At 54.5% G+C, this 18,176-nt stretch carries 19 protein-coding genes; 13 read left to right on the top strand and 6 right to left on the bottom strand.

From position 1 onward, the window contains the following. Nucleotides 1-50: 50 nt before the first annotated feature. Complete coding sequence (locus ACE38U_RS21545; protein ID WP_375530508.1) at nt 51-611, bottom strand: TetR/AcrR family transcriptional regulator; 561 nt, start codon at nt 609-611, stop codon at nt 51-53. A gap of 111 nt (nt 612-722) precedes the next feature. Between ACE38U_RS21545 and ACE38U_RS21550 the strand changes: the two genes are divergently transcribed. From ACE38U_RS21550 to ACE38U_RS21560, 3 genes are read left to right on the top strand one after another with little or no spacing between them, the layout of a single operon-like run. After that, nucleotides 723-1,928 (top strand): MFS transporter, encoded by a 1,206-nt coding sequence (locus ACE38U_RS21550; protein ID WP_038474211.1) that lies wholly within the window; start codon nt 723-725, stop codon nt 1,926-1,928. A gap of 11 nt (nt 1,929-1,939) precedes the next feature. Then, nucleotides 1,940-2,752 carry a Cof-type HAD-IIB family hydrolase gene (locus tag ACE38U_RS21555; RefSeq protein WP_038474214.1) on the top strand — a complete coding sequence of 271 codons (813 nt, stop codon included), beginning with the start codon at nt 1,940-1,942 and terminating at the stop codon, nt 2,750-2,752. 18 nt (nt 2,753-2,770) lie between these two features. Next, on the top strand, nt 2,771-3,211 hold the full coding sequence (locus ACE38U_RS21560) for an acetyltransferase (protein ID WP_038474217.1): 441 nt from the start codon (nt 2,771-2,773) through the stop codon (nt 3,209-3,211). 196 nt (nt 3,212-3,407) lie between these two features. Here ACE38U_RS21560 and ACE38U_RS21565 read toward each other — a convergent pair whose 3' ends face one another. The 3 genes from ACE38U_RS21565 to mntR all read right to left on the bottom strand — a co-directional run bounded on the left by ACE38U_RS21565 (nt 3,408) and on the right by mntR (nt 6,157). Continuing rightward, nucleotides 3,408-4,451: an aldo/keto reductase gene (locus ACE38U_RS21565; RefSeq protein WP_038474221.1), complete on the bottom strand. Its 1,044-nt coding sequence runs from the start codon at nt 4,449-4,451 to the stop codon at nt 3,408-3,410. 117 nt (nt 4,452-4,568) lie between these two features. Further along, nucleotides 4,569-5,687 (bottom strand): SLC13 family permease, encoded by a 1,119-nt coding sequence (locus tag ACE38U_RS21570; RefSeq protein WP_038474224.1) that lies wholly within the window; start codon nt 5,685-5,687, stop codon nt 4,569-4,571. A gap of 2 nt (nt 5,688-5,689) precedes the next feature. Then, nucleotides 5,690-6,157 (bottom strand): manganese-binding transcriptional regulator MntR, encoded by a 468-nt coding sequence (gene mntR, locus ACE38U_RS21575; protein ID WP_038474227.1) that lies wholly within the window; start codon nt 6,155-6,157, stop codon nt 5,690-5,692. Nucleotides 6,158-6,347: 190 nt separating this feature from the next. Between mntR and mntS the strand changes: the two genes are divergently transcribed. Next, on the top strand, nt 6,348-6,476 hold the full coding sequence (gene mntS / locus ACE38U_RS21580) for a manganase accumulation protein MntS (protein WP_176983026.1): 129 nt from the start codon (nt 6,348-6,350) through the stop codon (nt 6,474-6,476). 322 nt (nt 6,477-6,798) lie between these two features. Next, nucleotides 6,799-8,382: a phosphoethanolamine transferase family protein gene (locus ACE38U_RS21585; RefSeq protein ID WP_176983027.1), complete on the top strand. Its 1,584-nt coding sequence runs from the start codon at nt 6,799-6,801 to the stop codon at nt 8,380-8,382. A 72-nt stretch (nt 8,383-8,454) separates the two neighbouring features. On the opposite strand, the gene ompX is transcribed toward ACE38U_RS21585, so the two are convergent. After that, on the bottom strand, nt 8,455-8,961 hold the full coding sequence (gene ompX, locus ACE38U_RS21590; protein WP_038474235.1) for an outer membrane protein OmpX: 507 nt from the start codon (nt 8,959-8,961) through the stop codon (nt 8,455-8,457). 370 nt (nt 8,962-9,331) lie between these two features. On the opposite strand from ompX, the gene rhtA reads away from it, so the two are divergent. From rhtA to ybiO, 6 genes are all read left to right on the top strand, one after another. Further along, nucleotides 9,332-10,219, top strand: a complete 888-nt coding sequence (rhtA, locus tag ACE38U_RS21595; protein ID WP_038474238.1) for a threonine/homoserine exporter RhtA — start codon at nt 9,332-9,334, stop codon at nt 10,217-10,219. Nucleotides 10,220-10,529: 310 nt separating this feature from the next. Next, nucleotides 10,530-11,033 carry a DNA starvation/stationary phase protection protein Dps gene (gene dps, locus ACE38U_RS21600; RefSeq protein ID WP_038474241.1) on the top strand — a complete coding sequence of 168 codons (504 nt, stop codon included), beginning with the start codon at nt 10,530-10,532 and terminating at the stop codon, nt 11,031-11,033. A gap of 362 nt (nt 11,034-11,395) precedes the next feature. Further along, on the top strand, nt 11,396-12,142 hold the full coding sequence (gene glnH / locus ACE38U_RS21605) for a glutamine ABC transporter substrate-binding protein GlnH (RefSeq protein ID WP_038474244.1): 747 nt from the start codon (nt 11,396-11,398) through the stop codon (nt 12,140-12,142). A gap of 128 nt (nt 12,143-12,270) precedes the next feature. Continuing rightward, complete coding sequence (glnP, locus tag ACE38U_RS21610; RefSeq protein WP_008461026.1) at nt 12,271-12,930, top strand: glutamine ABC transporter permease GlnP; 660 nt, start codon at nt 12,271-12,273, stop codon at nt 12,928-12,930. Beyond that, entirely contained in the window at nt 12,927-13,649 is a 723-nt protein-coding gene (glnQ, locus tag ACE38U_RS21615; RefSeq protein ID WP_038474247.1) for a glutamine ABC transporter ATP-binding protein GlnQ, read from the top strand. The genes glnP and glnQ overlap by 4 nt, the downstream gene beginning before the upstream one ends. Before the next feature lie 126 nt (nt 13,650-13,775). Further along, nucleotides 13,776-16,034, top strand: coding sequence for a mechanosensitive channel protein (gene ybiO / locus ACE38U_RS21620; RefSeq protein WP_375530506.1), 2,259 nt, complete (start codon nt 13,776-13,778; stop codon nt 16,032-16,034). Here ybiO and rlmF read toward each other — a convergent pair. Then, nucleotides 16,031-16,978, bottom strand: coding sequence for a 23S rRNA (adenine(1618)-N(6))-methyltransferase RlmF (gene rlmF / locus ACE38U_RS21625; RefSeq protein WP_375530507.1), 948 nt, complete (start codon nt 16,976-16,978; stop codon nt 16,031-16,033). The genes ybiO and rlmF overlap by 4 nt on opposite strands. Before the next feature lie 101 nt (nt 16,979-17,079). Here rlmF and ACE38U_RS21630 point away from each other — a divergent pair, with 101 nt between their 5' ends. Both ACE38U_RS21630 and bhsA read left to right on the top strand, forming a co-directional pair. Beyond that, nucleotides 17,080-17,706, top strand: coding sequence for a flavin reductase family protein (locus tag ACE38U_RS21630; RefSeq protein WP_038474255.1), 627 nt, complete (start codon nt 17,080-17,082; stop codon nt 17,704-17,706). 181 nt (nt 17,707-17,887) lie between these two features. After that, on the top strand, nt 17,888-18,145 hold the full coding sequence (bhsA, locus tag ACE38U_RS21635) for a multiple stress resistance protein BhsA (RefSeq protein WP_038474258.1): 258 nt from the start codon (nt 17,888-17,890) through the stop codon (nt 18,143-18,145). Nucleotides 18,146-18,176: the final 31 nt, after the last annotated feature.

The following is an 18,176-nucleotide window of genomic DNA, read 5'->3' on the forward strand; positions in this document are numbered from 1 at the left end:
TTATTTTTTAGGGCATTAACAACAAAGCGTTATCGGATTTTCCGCTCGTTCTATTCTGCATTCCCCAACCCAACAATCCTTCTCACCATCACCCGCATATCGTCGCGCCCCATCGGCTCGCGGTCGGTGACATAGTGCAGCGTCATGCCTTCCAGAAAAGCGTCCAGCGCTCTGGCGGTTAGCGGGTCGAAAAACGGCTCCAGCGCCTGCTGACTGCGCACCATCCACTCCTGCATGATGACTTTTAGCTGTGGATTGCAGCTGGCATAAGCATAAAGTTGGTACATCACCTGCATGTTGTACGGCGTGGCCACGCAGCCACCGCAAATCATATCGACAATCGCTTCGCAGGCCTCAGCCCGGCTGCTGGCCTGCTGCATACGTTCCCGATAGCTGTCCGACATCTGATGGGCAAACAGGGTAAACGCCTCGCACAGCAGCGACTCTATACCGGAAAAGTAGTAGGTCATTGATCCCAGCGAGACCCCGGCTTCAGCGGCAATTTTACGGTGCGTGATATCGCTGATGCCGTATTTCACCACCATATCCAGCGTTGCCTGCAGAATACGAGAGCGGCGTTCGGGGTCATTCCGGCGCGGGGCTTTGCTCATCATTACCTACCTGAATTTAGAGTATGGCGAAGAGTCTATACCGGGATATGTACAAATGTACACAAGCTTGCTAGTCTGCTCTCCTTATTTCTCTTTCACTGGTTGTTGTTCATGTCTGTCTCGCAGAGAAAAGCCTTACAGCTCCGCACCTGGGCTCTGTTTACCTTCTTCTTCCTCCCGGGCCTGGTGATGGCATCCTGGGCCACACGCACGCCCGCTATCCGCGATACGCTCAGCGTCTCTACGGCCGGGATGGGCATCGTATTATTTGGCCTGTCCATCGGGTCGATGGGCGGTATTCTCTGCTCCGGCTGGCTGGTGAAACGCTTTGGCACCCGCACCATTATTCGCAGCGGCATGACGCTGATGGTCATCGGAATGCTGGTGATGAGCCTCGCGCTTTACCTCGCCTCACCGTTACTGTTTGCCTTTGGCCTGGCGTTGCTCGGCAGTGGACTGGGTTCCGCCGAAGTGGCAATGAACGTTGAGGGCGCGATTATTGAAGGCCTGATGAAGAAAACCGTGCTGCCGATGATGCACGGCTTCTTTAGCCTGGGGACGCTGGTCGGCGCCGGGATAGGCTTAAGCCTGACCGCGTGGAACGTGGTCTCCTGGGGACACCTGCTGCTGATTGGCCTGGTGGTTATTGCGCCCATTGCTATCGCACTTATCGCCGTGCCGCATGGCGTAGGCAAAGACAATCCAGAAAAAAGCGAGACACACGAACCGCACCGCCCGTTTTATAAAGATATTCAGCTGCTGCTGATCGGCTTTGTCGTGCTGGCTATGGCGTTTGCCGAAGGCTCAGCCAACGACTGGCTGCCGCTGCTGATGGTCGACGGGCACGGCTTTAGCCCGACGTCCGGCTCGCTTATCTACGTTGGCTTTACCCTAGGCATGACGGTCGGACGCTTTACCGGCGGCTGGTTTATCGACCGCTACAGCCGAGTTATCGTGGTTCGCGCCTGCGCAATCATGGGCGTGATTGGCATCGGGATGATTGTCTTTGTCGACAGCGCGTTCCTTGCCGGCGTGTCGGTGATTCTTTGGGGGCTGGGCACGTCTCTGGGCTTCCCGCTGACCATTTCGGCGGCGGGCGATACCGGCCCCGATCCGGCCAGCCGCGTTAGCGTCGTGGCGGCTTCCGGCTATGTTGCCTTTTTAGTCGGGCCGCCGCTGTTAGGCTTCCTCGGCGAGCATTACGGCCTGCGTCACGCCATGCTGGTCGTGCTGACGTTAATGATTATTGCGGCGCTGGTTGCCCGCGCCGTAGCCAAACCCGGGCAACCTTCCGGGCAGGCTTTAGAGACTGAATAATGGAGAGTTCAATGAGCATCAAACTGATTGCAGTAGACATGGACGGCACTTTTCTTGATGACGCTAAAACCTACAACCGCGAACGCTTTGCGGCGCAATATCAGCAGATGAAGGAACAAGGCATTCGCTTTGTGGTGGCCAGCGGTAACCAGTATTTCCAGCTGATTTCTTTCTTCCCGGATATTGCCCACGAGATCTCTTTCGTCGCTGATAACGGCGGCTGGGTGGTCAGCGAAGGCGAAGATATGTTTAACGGTGAGCTGACAAAGCAGGAGTTCAACACGGTTGTCGATCATCTGCTGACGCTGCCGCACGTGGAAATCATCGCCTGCGGCAAACGTAACGGCTATACCCTTAATAGCTACGACGATGACTTTAAGGCGCTGGCGGCGAAGTTCTACCACCGTCTTGAGCACGTGGAAAACTTCTCCGGCCTCGACGACGTATTCTTCAAGTTCGCCCTGAACCTGCCGGATAGCCAACTGGATGAAACCATGGACGCCCTCGGTGCGGAGCTGGAAGGCATTATGGTGCCGGTCACCAGCGGACACGGCTCTATCGACCTGATTATTCCGGGCATTCATAAGGCCAACGGTTTGCGCATCCTGCAGGAAAAGTGGGGCATCAAAGACAGCGAGGTCGTGACCTTCGGCGACGGCGGCAACGACATAGAGATGCTGACCCAGGCCGGGTTCGGTTTTGCTATGGCCAACGCGCCGGACAAAATTAAGCGTCTTGCCAGCCACCAGGCTGGGAATTGCAACCAGCAAGGTGTGCTGGACGTGATCGACAAGATCCTGAAAAAAGAAGCGCCGTTTAACTAACGACCTTTGAGAACAACAATGTTAACGATAAGAAAAGCAACCCCGCCGGATTTTGATGCGCTGGCGGAAATCTGGGAGGCGTCAGTCCGCGCCACGCATGACTTTTTGCCTGAGCAAAATATCAGAGCGCTGAAGCCCCAGGTTCGCGAACGCTACATGCCGCAGATCCCAATGCTGCTGGCGGCCGATGAAGCTGGCGAACCACTCGGTTTTATCGGCTGCCACGAAAACCGCATTGAAATGCTGTTTGTTGCGCCCGAGAGCCGTGGCACAGGCGTGGGCAAGCAGCTTTTGCAGTTGGCCATTGAGCAGCTGCAGGTTGATGAAGTGGACGTGAATGAGCAGAACCCGCAGGGCGTGGGTTTCTATCTGCATATGGGTTTTGCACAGATCGGGCGTTCAGAACTCGACGGCGAAGGGAATCCTTTCCCTTTGCTGCATTTGAAGCTGAAACGGTAGTTTTACCCTCTTCCTGAGAGCTGTCTCTAAGTCACAAATACGCTTTATGCCGGAACCGAGCCTCGCTTCTTATTTTTACCCTCACCCTAACCCTCTCCCTGGAAGGGAAAGGGAATAAACAATGTTTCCCATAACTTTTGTTTTCCCCCTCTCCCTCTGGGAGAGGGCCGGGGTGAGGGGGAAAGCTGACCTCTGACTAAAACTGATTCTTCAGCTGTTCCCGGCGATACTCGCCCTGCCGTTCCAGCATCCAGCCAGGATATTCCCGCGGCAGCTCGCTCACCGCGTTCAGCCTTTCAAGCTCATCATCGCTAAAGCGAATGCCCGTCGCGGCGATGTTGTCACTGAGCTGCTCGAGGCGCTTCGCGCCGATAATCACCGTCGTCACCGCCTGCTGATGCAGCAGCCACGCCAGCGCAATCTGCGCCACGGAAACGCCTTTTACATCGGCAATTTCGCGCATCACATCCACGCAATCGAACGCGCGATCTTTGTTGACCGGCGGGAAGTCAAACTCCAGGCGGCGGCTGCCGGTTTCGGCTTTCCCGTCGCGATCGTACTTACCGCTAAGCAACCCGCCCGCAAGCGGACTCCATACCATCAGGCCGACGCCCTCGCTCTGCATCATCGGCACCAGCTCGCGTTCCAGGTCACGTCCGGCGATAGTGTAATAGGCCTGCAAAGAGGCAAAGCGCGTCAGCCCCAACCTTTCGGAGATCCCCAACGCCTTCATGATTTGCCAGGCCGCCCAGTTAGAGACGCCGATATAGCGCACCAGTCCCTGCTGCACCAGCGAGTCCAGCGCACGAAGCGTTTCCTCTATCGGCGTGGCGGGGTCAAAGCCGTGGAGCTGATACAGGTCGATATAGTCGAGCTGTAGCCGCTGCAGGCTATCTTTAACGCTGTTCAGGAGATGGAAACGCGATGAGCCACGGGAGTTCGGCCCGGCGGTGCCGGTTTCGCCAAATGCCTTGGTAGCCACCACCACATTCTCACGCGGCACGTTAAGGTTTTTCAGCGCCTGCCCGGTGATAATTTCCGAACGCCCGCCGGAGTATACGTTGGCCGTGTCGATAAAGTTAATCCCGGCGTCCAGAGCACTGCCGACCAGGCTGTCGGCATCTTTTTGCGCGAGCTGGCCAATTTTGCCCCATATGCCGTCTTCGCCGCCAAAGGTCATGGTGCCAAGGCAAAGCTCTGAAACAAACAGGCCGGTATTACCTAGTTTTTTATAACGCATAGCGGTACCTCATGGTCAGGGTTTCAGGAAGGAAGAGTGCGGACTGTTAGTTATACGCGTCGAGTCCGGCTCTGGAATGGGGAATTTCTGCTCATTCCTTGCCTGTTTCTGCCTGAATCAGAGGTAGCGAAGTAGCTGCAATAAACCGTAGCCCACCAGCGCCGCCCAGAGCAGCATTGGCAGAGAGTAAAGGTGGAAGCGCCACCAGATGCGGCGATCGTTTGCCATACGAAGGGCAATCAGGTTCGCCAGCGAGCCTGGCAACAGGCCAAAACCGCCAATATTGACCGCAAAGGCCAGCAGCAGCGAGGCAGGCACATAGTTCAGCAGCAAAATAGTGGCAGGAACGTTGCTGATAAACTGTGAGAGCAAGACGCCAAGGCTAAATAGCCCGCCTGAAGAAAGCTGAGCCACGCCCTGAAGCGAATGCTGCAACGCCGGAAGCTGAGTGATGAGGTGCACGTCAATAAACATCACCATAAACACCGCCAGCAGGCTCCAGTCGATGCTGAGCAGTACTTTACGCGCCAGTACCAGGAACCCAAGCGCAATCAACCCCAGCCCCCAGATTTCAAGCTTCAGCTCCAGCGCAAGAATAAACACGATATAGAACGCCAGGCAGCACCAGACCAGCTTAGGCTGCCACTGGCTTTCATTTGCCTCGCCAGCATAGTGCAGCGGCTTTGGCTTAAAGCAAAACCACGCCAGCACCAGCAGGCTGACGGTCATCGCCAGCGCCAGCGGCGTCATCTGCCAGGTAAACGCCCCGAAGGAAAGCCCTGAATGCCCCCACAGCAGGATATTCTGTGGATTACCGACAGGCGTTAACAAAGAGCCGGCATTGACCGCCAGCGCCTCAAAGATAATTAGCTTGCTGGCCGGTACCGAGCAGAGTTTTTTCAGCGTGATGGTCAGCGGAACGATGATAAACAGCGCGACATCGTTGGTCAGGAAGGTGGACAGCAACGCCGCTGCCGCCACCATGAACAGCGCCAGCTGGCGCTCGTTGGCAAAGCGCGCCACCATCTTGCGGCCCAGCACGTCGAAATACCCGCTCAGCTCCACACCTTTGGTCAACATCATCAGCCCGGTCAGGGTAATGATGGTGTGCCAGTCGATAGCCGCGGGCCACAAAGCCGGGCGGAACGGCACCGCCAGGCTTAGGGCAACGCCGATAAGCAGTAATAAATGCAGGAATCGATCGCGCAGGAAAGGCTGCGCCAGACGCAGCAGCATGTTTAGCCGATACCCCGCTCTGCGCTGAATTTACGGAAAGCGTCCAGCGTCTCTTCGCTGACGTGGTGCTCGACGCCTTCGGCATCAATGCGCGCGGTCTCCGGGCTGATGCCCAGCGCGAGAAAGAAGTTTTCAACGATTTGATGACGCTCGCGGCTTTGCTGCGCCAGTTTTTCACCTTCCGGCGTTAAAAAGACCCCACGCCACGGGATTTGCTCAATCAGACCAACGGAGGCCAGACGCTTTAGCATCTTTGCCACCGTAGGCTGGGAAACGCCCAGGCGAGCGGCCATATCGACCTGGCGAACCTCACCCACTTCATGAATCAAATCAGAAATCAGCTCAACATAATCATCAATTAACTCACGGCGGTGCGCTTCACGTACCTGCCTGAAGCCCTCAACATGCTCTTCAATATTCGGTAATGGCGTCACTTTTTCGCTGTTCTTTTGCCCTACCCGACGGCTCATAGTGCTTCCTCTTCCAGTGGCGCGGCGTCGTCATCTGACAACGGAAGGCGTCATTGTAAACCAGCATTGCTCATCCACAAAAATTTAACGAAATAGCCATGGCTATAAAATATAGCCTGTGCTATACCTGTATGTAATGCAGTCAGACCTGTTTATGGAAAAACGGTCGCACGGCTAACAGGAGGACGCTATGAACGAATTTAAGAGGTGCATCAACGTGTTTACTCAATCTCCCTTCCAGGTACGCTTAATGCTGCTGAACATGATTTGTGACTGGGTTTCAGGCAAATCGCAGCAAAAAGAAGAAAAAACCCAATAACGCCAGGCATCCGCCGCCTGGCGACTCCGCTTAGCGTTGGTGGCTAACGGTCATTCTTTTGTCACATTCTCCCTGCAAAATTCCCGCTAATGGCTACTTTGGCCGAGCTTTAACCCCATCATTTGTCGGATTTGCTATCCGTCTCGCAAAACAGCTGTCTGTTATCAGTTGATCTTCTTATCTTACGGCTCTATCTTCTTGCAGCCCTGCACATGAAGCGGCTCGCAGATGCGGTGCTACTCCCCTTCGTTTCCGTCTGTCAGGCAGGCTCTACCCTTATCGCCAGGGTCACCGCATGGCGTTTTGCAAGACCATAATAAAGATGAATGTAACGGTTAAAGATACCCTGACTGCTCGCGGAATCATGCTGAATCCGTGGACCGGTTTCTATTTTCTTCAGTCCCTTTTAATTAACTTTGCGCTCGGCTACGAATTTAGCCTGCTTTACGCGGTTGCCTTTAGCTGCGTGCTTTTACTGCTTTGGCGCACGACACCGCGTTTCCAGAAAGTCTTGATTGGGCTTTGCAGCGCCGTGGCTGCGATGTACTTCCCGTTTAGCCAGGCCTACGGCTCGCCGAACTTCAATACGTTACTGGCGCTGCACTCAACCAATTTTGAAGAGTCCACGGAGATAATGACTATCTTCCCGTGGTACAGCTACGTGGTTTCCCTCTTTATTCTCGCGCTTGGCGTAATGGCATTGCGCCGCAAAGGTGAAGAAAAACGCCGGTGGAGTCATTTCGATAGCTTATGCCTGGCCGTCAGCGTGGGCTGTTTTTTCGTCACCCCGCTGAACAACCTCGCCTACGGCGGCGTATTTAAATTTAAAGACACGGGCTACCCGGTAGTTCGCTTTGTGAAAGACGTCGTGGTCAATAACCACGAAGTCATTGAAGAACAGACCCGCATGAAGGAGCTTTCTCAGCAGAAAGACTCCTGGAACGTGGTTTCTGTTCAGCCTAAGTACCACACTTATGTGGTGGTGATTGGCGAGAGCGCCCGCCGCGACGCGCTGGGTGCCTTTGGCGGCCACTGGGATAACACCCCGTTTGCAAGCCAGGTAAAAGGCAACCTGTTTATGGATTACGTCTCCGCCAGCGGCTCTACGCAAAAATCGCTGGGGCTGACGCTGAACCGCGTTGTAGACGGCAAACCACAGTATCAGGATAACTTTGTCACCTTAGCAAACCGCGCCGGCTTCCAGACGTGGTGGTTCTCAAATCAGGGCCAAATCGGCGAATACGATACCGCCATCGCCAGCATCGCAAAACGCGCCGATGAAGTGCAGTTCCTGAAGAACGGTGATTTTGAGGCCGATAAAAATACCCGCGACGAAGCGCTGTTAAAAATGACGGCTCAGGTTTTTGCCACGCAGCGCAGTACGCCGCAGCTGATTGTGCTGCATTTGATGGGCTCTCATCCGCAGGCCTGCGATCGTACTCAGGGCAAATATAAAGATTTTGTCCAGTCCAAAGAGACGTCCTGCTATCTCTACAGCATGACGCAAACCGACGACCTGCTAAAACAGCTTTATCTGCAGCTGCAAAACACCGGGAACAGCTTCTCGATGGTCTATTTCTCCGATCACGGGCTGGCGTTTAAAGAGCGTGGCACCGACGTGCAGTACCTGGCGCATGACGATAAGTTTCAGCAGAATTTCCAGGTGCCATTTATGGTGCTGTCGAGCGACGACGCTACGCACAGGCTCATTAAAGCGCGCCGCAGCGCCAATGACTTCCTGAATTTCTTCTCTGCATGGACGGGGATTAAGGCGAAAGAACTCACGCCGAAGTACAAGTTTATTTCCGAGCAAAAAGCCGGGCCGACCTGGATTACCAACTTCAATCTACAGAGAGTGGACTATACTCATCTGCAGACGGATATCTTTGAGACCAGGACGCGTTAATCGGCCAGCCGGTTTACAGGTAAAAAAAAATCCGCCACGTGGGCGGATTTTTTATTTCAATCCCGGAAGGGATTAGAAGCGGTAGCCTACGCCAGCAATCCAGGTGCCAACGTCAACGCTACGAATACGGCTCTGCTCGTAGGAGAAGTCAAGAGCAACGTTTTCGATTGGGTTGAACTGCAGGCCAGCACCGTAGGAGAAGCCGTAGTCGCTCACAGAGTTATGCTCTGGGAATGCGGTCTGCTGGAATTTACCGTAGCCAACACCGACCACGCCGTAGATGCTTGCCCAGTCGTTGATGCGGTAAGCAGGACCAGCGGTGATGCCGTAGTACTGACCTTTGTTGTACACGCCGTCCTGAGTGTCGCTTTTCTGGGTGTAGGTGAAGGAACCGATGTAGCCCAGCGGGGTATCATTTTCGTAACGGTATTTCAGGTTGAAACCGCCAGCTTTGTTAGCAACGCCCTGCATATCGCTCTGAGCATAACCACCGGTTACGGTGCTGGTTGCTGCAGATGCGGTACCTACGGAAACGGCCAGTACACAGGCCAGTGCTGAAAGACATGCAATTTTTTTCATAATATCCACCTCAAATGTGCTTCAAGTAAGTCCTAAGTTTTAAATATAACAAAAGGATGACAGAAACTCTTCGCCAATTGTGTTGTCTAATGAACCTTTTCATGTAACATAACATTTCCACTACATGTTAACTCACTAAAAAACTTGAGGAATAAGGCCGTGCGACGGCAAATATTAACCCCTATAACAATTCCGTCATTCAGATAATTCTGGAATTATTTTTGACATAAACTGACAAAACTGCCCGATCTTACTCCACGCCATGAGAATTTTTCTTAATGAAAATTCAACCAGCCATAACTTAATCCTTTAGACTGGGCTGACTTTTATTTTCTTGACCAAATACAAACAAATACTGACAAGGTACAGGATGCCGCAAACCTCCCGTAATATACCGCGCTGGCTGCCCATCGTGGTTCTGCTTATTGCCATGACGTCAATTCAGAGCGGCGCTTCGCTGGCTAAATCATTATTCCCGCTCATTGGCCCCCAGGGCGTCACTTCGCTGCGTCTGTTTCTGGGGACGCTAATCCTTGTGGTGATTTTTAAGCCCTGGCGACTGCGCTTTAAGCCAGAGCAGCGTCTACCTCTGCTGTTTTATGGGCTGGCGCTGGGGAGCATGAATTACCTCTTTTATGTCTCGCTGCGCACCGTGCCACTGGGCATTGCTGTAGCGCTAGAATTTACCGGGCCGCTGGCCGTTGCGCTCTTTGCCTCACGCCGGGCGGTGGACTTTATCTGGGTGGTGCTGGCGGTCGCCGGGCTGTGGTTCCTGCTGCCGCTGGGCCAGGATATCTCCCACGTTGACCTTGCTGGCGCTGCCTATGCGCTGGGGGCAGGTGCCTGTTGGGCGGTCTATATTATTGCCGGGCAAAAAGCAGGCGCAGAGCACGGCCCGGCGACGGTTGCTTTTGGTTCTCTGATTGCGGCGATTATCTTTGTTCCGCTGGGCGCATGGGAAGCGACCAGCTCGCTGCTGCAATGGTCGCTCCTGCCCGTTGGCCTGGCGATTGCCGTGCTCTCGACGGCGCTGCCCTACTCGCTGGAAATGATTGCGTTAACCAGGTTACCTACCCGCACTTTCGGCACGCTGATGAGCCTGGAACCCGGCCTTGCGGCGCTGTCGGGCATGTTGTTCCTCGGTGAGCACCTGACGCTGGTGCAATGGCTGGCGTTGCTCTCCATCATCGCAGCTTCAGTGGGTTCAACGCTGACCATGAAGCGCGAAACGCAGCTTAAAAATGTCGACATAAATTAATCCGTCGCCCTGCATTTAATGCGGTGATAATTACCGCATTAAATGATTTACCCGCAATCAAGCACTTATATTTTGTCCACCGGGTAATACTCAATAAGAATTATTTTCTTTTCGCTGTCATATTTATTCATTCTTTTTGACACGAATTTGAAAGTAGAGATAACCCACTGTTCCACAATGCATTTGCTTTTACCACTTTCCTCTCGCTATCGGTTTGATAGGTATTACCCTCACCAGCAAAGTAAAAAAGCGGTGCTATACTTATTGCCGGTAATTCATTGGGACACCAACATCAAGAGGATGAAAGATTATGAGTACCGCTAAACTGGTAAAAACTAAATCTACAAACCTGCTATATACCCGCAATGATGTGAAAGACAGCGAGAAAAAAGCCACCATCGAGCTGCTGAATCGCCAGGTCGTCCAGTTCATCGACTTGTCGCTGATTACCAAACAGGCTCACTGGAACATGCGCGGGGCTAACTTTATTGCCGTACACGAAATGCTGGACGGCTTCCGCACGGCGCTGACCGAACACCTCGACACCATGGCCGAACGTGCCGTGCAGCTGGGCGGTGTTGCTCTGGGCACCACTCAGGTGATCAACAGCAAAACCCCGCTGAAAAGCTACCCGCTCGACATTCATACCGTTCAGGAACACCTGAAAGAACTGGCCGATCGTTATGCCATCGTAGCCAACGACGTGCGTAAAGCCGTCAGTGAAGCGAAAGACGAAGACACCGCAGATATTTTGACCGCCGCATCCCGCGATCTGGACAAATTCCTGTGGTTCATCGAGTCCAACATTGAATAACGCATAGTTTTTTCCTATGGCCCCCTCCCCGCCCGGGGTCGGGGCCTGCACCAAAACAGCGCAGACCATTGCTCAATTCATAGCCCAAAGTTAATAAAATGTAATAATCACCTCACACAATCGTTAACGAATGATTGTTTTGTCCTCTGATTTCGCGGTAAAACTACCCCCTACCCTGCCGGTTCATTTTGCGCACCAAAATGGTGCACCATAACGGTGCGTTATGACTGGCTTGCAACGCTCAATGTGCAATGTTAAATAATCACATCCTTGCAAAACAGTAAGTTGCAATTTTGGCACGATTCTTTCATGAGTCGCCGCTGACGCAGGGGATCGCCCCGTGGATTAACAAAGGAAATGCTATGAAGTCGATTTTGAAAGTTTCACTGGCAGCACTTACCCTGGCTTTTGCAGTATCTTCCCATGCCGCTGATAAAAAACTGGTCGTTGCGACCGATACCGCGTTCGTTCCTTTTGAATTCAAGCAAGGCGATAAATATGTCGGCTTTGACGTGGATCTGTGGGCCGCTATCGCTAAAGAGCTGAAGCTGGACTACACCCTGAAGCCAATGGACTTCAGCGGCATCATTCCTGCCCTGCAGACTAAAAACGTTGACCTGGCGCTGGCCGGTATAACCATCACCCCTGAGCGCGAAAAAGCGATCGACTTCTCCGACGGCTACTACAAAAGCGGCCTGCTGGTGATGGTCAAAGCCAACAACAACGACATCAAAAGCGTAAAAGATCTGGACGGTAAAGTGGTCGCGGTTAAAGGCGGCACCGGTTCCGTTGATTACGCGAAAGCCAACATCAAAACCAAAGACCTGCGTCAGTTCCCTAACATCGATAACGCGTACATGGAACTGGGCACCAACCGCGCTGACGCGGTTCTGCACGACACGCCAAACATCCTGTACTTCATCAAAACCGCCGGTAACGGTCAGTTCAAAGCGGTAGGTGAGTCTCTGGAAGCACAGCAATACGGCATCGCCCTGCCTAAAGGCAGCGACGAACTGCGCACCAAAATCAACGGCGCGCTGAAAACCCTGAAAGAGAACGGCACGTACAACGAAATCTACAAAAAATGGTTCGGTACTGAACCAAAATAATAATTCTAAGCGTTAAGTAAGACCTGAGGGGCGCCTTTCGCCCCTCTTATTATTAAACGCCTCCAGCGCCTTAAGACCCCGGTCTGAAGCGCAAAGAGGTGAACCACGGTAGACAACAGGAACACATCATGCAGTTTGACTGGAGCGCCATTTGGCCTGCAATTCCCATCTTGTTTGAAGGCGCTAAGATGACCCTATGGATTTCAATCCTGGGGCTTTGCGGCGGTTTAGTAATTGGTTTAGTCGCGGGCTTTGCTCGCACCTACGGCGGTTGGATTGCCAACCACGTTGCCCTTGTTTTCATCGAAGTGATTCGCGGCACGCCTATCGTGGTGCAGGTAATGTTTATTTACTTCGCCCTGCCGATGGCCTTTACCGATCTGCGTATCGATCCGTTTAGCGCCGCCGTCGTCACCATCATGATCAACTCCGGGGCTTACATCGCAGAGATAACCCGTGGTGCGGTACTGTCTATCCACAAAGGCTTCCAGGAAGCTGGCCTGGCGCTGGGGCTGTCTAAACGTGAAACCATTCGCCACGTGATCATGCCGCTGGCGCTGCGCCGTATGCTGCCGCCGCTGGGTAACCAGTGGATAATCAGCATCAAAGACACCTCGCTGTTCATCGTTATCGGTGTGGCAGAGCTGACTCGTCAGGGTCAGGAAATTATCGCCGGTAACTTCCGCGCGCTGGAGATTTGGAGCGCCGTTGCGGTCTTCTATCTGATTATTACCCTGGTGCTGAGCTTCGTGCTGCGTCGCCTTGAAAGAAGGATGAAAATCCTGTGATTGAATTTAAAAACGTCTCCAAGCACTTTGGTCCAACCCAGGTGCTGCACAATATTGACCTGAACATCAAACAGGGCGAAGTGGTGGTGATTATCGGGCCAAGCGGCTCCGGTAAATCCACGCTGCTGCGCTGCATCAACAAGCTGGAAGAAATCACCAGCGGCGACCTGATCGTCGACGGCCTGAAGGTAAACGATCCGAAGGTCGACGATCGCCTGATCCGCCAGGAAGCCGGCATGGTGTTCCAGCAGTTCTACCTTTTCCCGCACCTGACGGCGCTGGAAAACGTCGCCTTCGGCCCGATCCGCGTGCGCGGCATGAAGAAAGACGCTGCCGATAAGCTGGCCAAAGAGCTGCTGGCGAAGGTTGGCCTGGCAGAGCGCGCGCATCACTACCCGTCAGAGCTTTCCGGCGGCCAGCAGCAGCGTGTGGCTATCGCCCGCGCGCTGGCGGTAAAACCGAAGATGATGCTGTTTGATGAGCCAACGTCGGCCCTTGACCCGGAACTGCGTCACGAAGTCCTGAAAGTTATGCAGGACCTGGCTGAAGAAGGCATGACCATGGTTATCGTCACCCACGAAGTCGGCTTTGCCGCCAAGGTGGCCTCCCGCCTGATCTTTATTGATAAAGGTCGCGTGGCGGAAGACGGTAACCCACAGGAGCTTATCGACAACCCGCCGAGCCCGCGCCTGCGCGAGTTCCTGCAGCACGTCGCATAACGTTTCACTCAGGGCGGCTAAGCCTGGCCGCCCTGCTTTTTCTGGAATTATCCCGCTTTTTACCTCACCAAAATCTCAGCCACTATACTTACTCCTTTGTCCGATTTCTCAGTCCGGAGGAGCGCTGTGCGATGGATCCTGATATTACTGTTTAGCCTGATGAGCCTGCCCGGCCATGCGGTCACCTTACCCGCCGCCGCCGTTGCCGCCTCAACGTCCCAAAGCAGTACCGCAGCACCGGCAGAGCCCGGCGTAGAAGAAAAGAAAAAAGCTTATTCGGCGCTCGCCGACGTCCTGGACAACCCCAGGTCCCGCAGTGAACTCATCGAGCAGCTTCGCAAAGTCGCCGCTGACGACGCCTCGCCAGGCGTGCCTGCTATCACGCCACCGGACACGCTCACCGAAGATAAAACCGTGCTCGAAAACGTCACCGACGTCAGTCGCCGCTACGGGGGAGAACTCACGCAGCGCTTTGAGCAGCTCCAGCAAAACATTGCCAGCGCACCGAGGAAAGCCTTTAACCAGCAGACTTTCTTCAATGCGCTGAGCCACTTCGCGATGCTTGCCAGCGCCGTCTTCGTATTTTATTTTCTGCTTCGCGCCTGCGTCCGGCCGCTGTGGGCCAAAATGGGCGACTGGGGGCGAAGAAAAAATCGCGACCATACCAACTGGCTTCACCTGCCGATAACCATCCTCGGCGCTTTCGCGGTGGATATCCTGCTGCTGGCGCTGACGCTGTTCGTCGGGCAGCTCCTCAGCGACAAAATGAACGCCGGCAACGCCACCATCGCGCGCCAGCAGGGGCTGTTTCTCAACGCCTTTGGGCTTATCGAGTTCTTCAAAGCCGTTCTGCGCCTCATTTTCAGCCCGCGCTTCCCGGCGCTGCGCCCCTTCCCCATCGGCGACCAGGGCGCCCGCTACTGGAGCCTGCGCCTTTCGTGGCTGAGTACGCTCATTGGCTACGGATTATTGGTGGTGGTGCCGATTCTCGCCAATCAGGTTAACGCCCAGATCAGCGCCACGGTCAACGTGGTGGTGATGCTGCTGATCACCGTCTGGGCGCAGTACCTGATTTTCCACAATAAACGCGCCATCCAGCAAAGCCTGATTCACCTGGCAGACCGCTCAATGAGCTTCTTTAGCCTGTTTATTCGTGCTTTTGCGCTCATCTGGCACTGGCTCGCCAGCCTCTACTTTGTGGTGCTGTTTTTCCTTTCGCTCTTCGATCCGGGCAACAGCCTGAAATTTATGATGGGCGCCTCGCTGCACAGCCTGACGATCATCGGCGTGGCGGCGTTTATCTCCGGCATGCTTTCACGCTGGATAGCAAAAACCATCACCCTTTCTCCCCAGGTGCAGCGTAATTACCCCGAGCTGCAAAAACGCCTTAACGGCTGGATATCCGTCTCGCTGAAGCTGGCGCGCATTCTTACCGTTTGCGTAGCAGTCATGCTGCTGCTGGATGCCTGGGGACTTTTCGATGTCTGGCAATGGCTTACCCAGGGTGCCGGAGAGAAAACCGTCGATATCCTGATTCGCATCGTGCTTATCCTTTTCTTCTCTGCGGTCGGCTGGACGCTGCTGGCAAGCCTGATCGAAAACCGCCTCGCGTCGGATATCCACGGCCGCCCAATGCCAAGTGCGCGGGCCCGCACGCTGCTGACGCTGTTCCGTAACGCGCTGGCCGTGGTGATAAGCACCATCACCATCATGATCCTGCTTTCTGAAATTGGCGTGAATATTGCGCCGCTGCTGGCCGGGGCGGGCGCGTTGGGGCTGGCGATAAGCTTTGGCTCGCAAACATTGGTAAAGGATATTATTACCGGGATATTCATTCAGTTTGAAAATGGGATGAACACCGGCGACTACGTCACCATCGGGGCGATTACCGGCACCGTAGAAAAAATGTCTATCCGTTCGGTGGGCGTCCGCCAGGATACCGGGGCTTACCACATCATCCCCTGGTCATCGATAACGACCTTCGCCAACTTTGTGCGCGGGATCGGCTCCTTCGTCGCAAACTATGACGTCGACAGGCAGGAGGACGTGGATAAAGCTAACCGGGTGCTGAAAGAGGCGGTGGAAGCGCTGATGGGCCAGGAAGATATTCGCATGCTGGTGATTGGCGAGCCGACGTTCTCAGGCATCGTGGGGCTGACAAACCAGGCCTTTACGGTGAGAGTCACCTTTACCACCCTGCCGCTAAAACAGTGGACGGTGCGCTACGCGCTCGACGGCATGGTCAAAAAACACTTTGATGATGCGGGCATCAGGCCACCGGTGCAAACCGTGCAGGTCATGCAGCCGGGTGCCGATGCGGTGCAGACCTTACAGGCCTCAGAAGCGGCGGCGGGTGCGTTACCCCCCGCCAGCCCGACCGGCTAATTATTTCCCGCGGTTTTTTTTGCCCAGCGTGCGCGCTGGGCATCATCCATAAAGCTCCAGGCGATGAAACGGCTCTGCTTTTGCCCCTGGGCCATCTCTTTTTTCACCACTTTCACCACGCCGGTTTCCTGCATCACGCGGTACAGCGCCGGCAGATTTTCACCTTTTGACACCAGCGAGGTGAACCACAGAACCTGGCGACCAAAAGCCTTACTTTCTTTGATCATCTGGCTAACGAAGGCCACTTCGCCCCCTTCGCACCACAGCTCCTGCTCGCGGCCGCCAAAGTTAAGCGCACCATCTTCGCTCTGCCCAAGATTGCGACGCTTACGTTCGCTCACGCTGCGGGCCGCCTCCACCGAGTCGTGGAACGGCGGGTTGCACAGCGTGGCGTCGTAGGTTTCATTTTTGTGGATAATCCCGTCCAGAATACAGGCGGCATTTTTCTGGCGGCGAAGGCGAATCATGCGGCTCAGCCCAGGATTGCCGTCAATAATTTGCTGGGCGCTGCGGAACGCAGCATCGTCCAGCTCAGAGCCGGTAAAGCGCCAGCCGTATTCGTGCTGCCCGATCAGCGGATAGATGCAGTTGGCGCCCACGCCGATATCCAGCACGGAAGCCTGAGCGGGCACGGCACCGTCGTTACCTTCCGCCAGCAGATCGGCCAGATGGTGAATATAGTCCGCGCGCCCCGGCACCGGCGGGCAAAGGAAACCTTCCGGAATATCCCACTGCTTTACCTGATAGAAATGAGCCAGCAACGCCTGGTTCAGCGCCTTAACCGCTAACGGATCGGCAAAATCGACGGTGGTATCACCGTGCGGTCCCTGACGCAAAAACGCGGCCAGCGCCGGGCTGCTTTCGGTTAACGCGGCAAAGTCATAGCGACTGCGGTGGCGGTTGCGCGGGTGCAAACCAGGTTTAGTGGCGGCTGGGGTTTTCATCGGGGCTTCTCCTTGTGTGGGCGCGTAAGATACTCTGCTCTCTGCGTCGGGTAAATACATCGACGGCGATTTGACCTCTTCAACATCAATTCAGGTGCGCAATGAGTAAAAAACGTTATTACTACGAGCCCTCGGTGGGCCACGGCTTACCGCACGACCCGCTGAACGCTATTGTCGGGCCGCGCCCGATTGGCTGGATTTCCTCCTGCAACCTGCAGGGCCAGCGTAATCTCGCACCTTACAGCTTCTTTAACTGTTTTAACTATCGCCCACCAATCATTGGTTTCGCCAGTAGCGGCTGGAAAGACAGCGTCCAGAACATCCTCGACACCAAAGAGTTCGTCTGGAACCTGACCACACGCCCTCTTGCCGAACAGATGAACGAAACTTCCGTCACGCTCCCCCGTGGCGAAGATGAGTTTCAGCGCGCAGGCCTGACGCCGGTTGCAGGGACGAAGGTCAACGCCAGCCTGGTGGCGGAAAGCCCGGTCAACTTTGAGTGCCGCCTGTCGCAGTGCATTCGCCTGACGTCTGCCGACGGCGACGAGCTAAACAGCTGGCTGGTGCTGGGTGAAGTCGTTGCGGTGCATATTGATGAAGAACTGCTTATCGACGGCATTTACCAGACGGCGCTGGCAAAACCCGTGCTGCGAGCCGGGGGGCCCACCGCCTATTACACGGTCGATGAATCCCTGCGTTTCGACCTCGTCCGCCCCGACGCCCGTTAAATCAACAATATCAGCCACATAAATGTGTGTTTTTTGTCAGTTTTAGGTCAAGTTTTATCGTTCAAAAAACACGCATAAGTCCATCAATTTTTTGCGTCATTGCCTGCCAGCAGGAGAACTAAACTGTAACTGTCAGACAACAAAAAGGTGTTACGCTCTTAACGCTCAAGAGGATGTAAAGATGAAAAAACTGCTGTATTTCTCTGCGGTTATCTCTCTTGCTGCACTGCCTTTTGCCTCCATGGCAGCCCAGGAAATGAGTGACGCAAACCTTGGTCAAATGCAACCTATCGGCACCGTGACGGCCAAAGCCAGCAACCTTGACGATCTGCAGGCCAAACTGGCTGAAAAAGCCAAAGAACAGGGTGCCACCGGCTACGTGATTAACTCTGCGGGAGGTGATAACCACCTGTATGGTACTGCCACTATCTACAAATAGCCCTTGCCCAGGCCAGCAAAATGCCCTGCTT

The organism is Cedecea selenatireducens (genome assembly GCF_042138895.1).
Lineage (GTDB): Bacteria > Pseudomonadota > Gammaproteobacteria > Enterobacterales > Enterobacteriaceae > Cedecea > Cedecea selenatireducens.

Bases quoted from the DNA above. Each gene is read 5' to 3' on its own strand.
- ACE38U_RS21550 (WP_038474211.1), top strand. From the start codon at position 723: ATGTCTGTCTCGCAGAGAAAAGCCTTACAGCTCCGCACCTGGGCTCTG.
- glnP (WP_008461026.1), top strand. From the start codon at position 12,271: ATGCAGTTTGACTGGAGCGCCATTTGGCCTGCAATTCCCATCTTGTTT.
- ACE38U_RS21545 (WP_375530508.1), bottom strand. From the start codon at position 611: ATGAGCAAAGCCCCGCGCCGGAATGACCCCGAACGCCGCTCTCGTATT.
- bhsA (WP_038474258.1), top strand. From the start codon at position 17,888: ATGAAAAAACTGCTGTATTTCTCTGCGGTTATCTCTCTTGCTGCACTG.
- rlmF (WP_375530507.1), bottom strand. From the start codon at position 16,978: ATGAAAACCCCAGCCGCCACTAAACCTGGTTTGCACCCGCGCAACCGC.
- glnH (WP_038474244.1), top strand. From the start codon at position 11,396: ATGAAGTCGATTTTGAAAGTTTCACTGGCAGCACTTACCCTGGCTTTT.
- mntR (WP_038474227.1), bottom strand. From the start codon at position 6,157: ATGAGCCGTCGGGTAGGGCAAAAGAACAGCGAAAAAGTGACGCCATTA.
- dps (WP_038474241.1), top strand. From the start codon at position 10,530: ATGAGTACCGCTAAACTGGTAAAAACTAAATCTACAAACCTGCTATAT.
- ACE38U_RS21570 (WP_038474224.1), bottom strand. From the start codon at position 5,687: ATGCTGCTGCGTCTGGCGCAGCCTTTCCTGCGCGATCGATTCCTGCAT.
- ACE38U_RS21585 (WP_176983027.1), top strand. From the start codon at position 6,799: ATGAATGTAACGGTTAAAGATACCCTGACTGCTCGCGGAATCATGCTG.
- mntS (WP_176983026.1), top strand. From the start codon at position 6,348: ATGAACGAATTTAAGAGGTGCATCAACGTGTTTACTCAATCTCCCTTC.
- ACE38U_RS21565 (WP_038474221.1), bottom strand. From the start codon at position 4,451: ATGCGTTATAAAAAACTAGGTAATACCGGCCTGTTTGTTTCAGAGCTT.
- ACE38U_RS21560 (WP_038474217.1), top strand. From the start codon at position 2,771: ATGTTAACGATAAGAAAAGCAACCCCGCCGGATTTTGATGCGCTGGCG.
- rhtA (WP_038474238.1), top strand. From the start codon at position 9,332: ATGCCGCAAACCTCCCGTAATATACCGCGCTGGCTGCCCATCGTGGTT.
- ompX (WP_038474235.1), bottom strand. From the start codon at position 8,961: ATGAAAAAAATTGCATGTCTTTCAGCACTGGCCTGTGTACTGGCCGTT.
- ACE38U_RS21555 (WP_038474214.1), top strand. From the start codon at position 1,940: ATGAGCATCAAACTGATTGCAGTAGACATGGACGGCACTTTTCTTGAT.
- ACE38U_RS21630 (WP_038474255.1), top strand. From the start codon at position 17,080: ATGAGTAAAAAACGTTATTACTACGAGCCCTCGGTGGGCCACGGCTTA.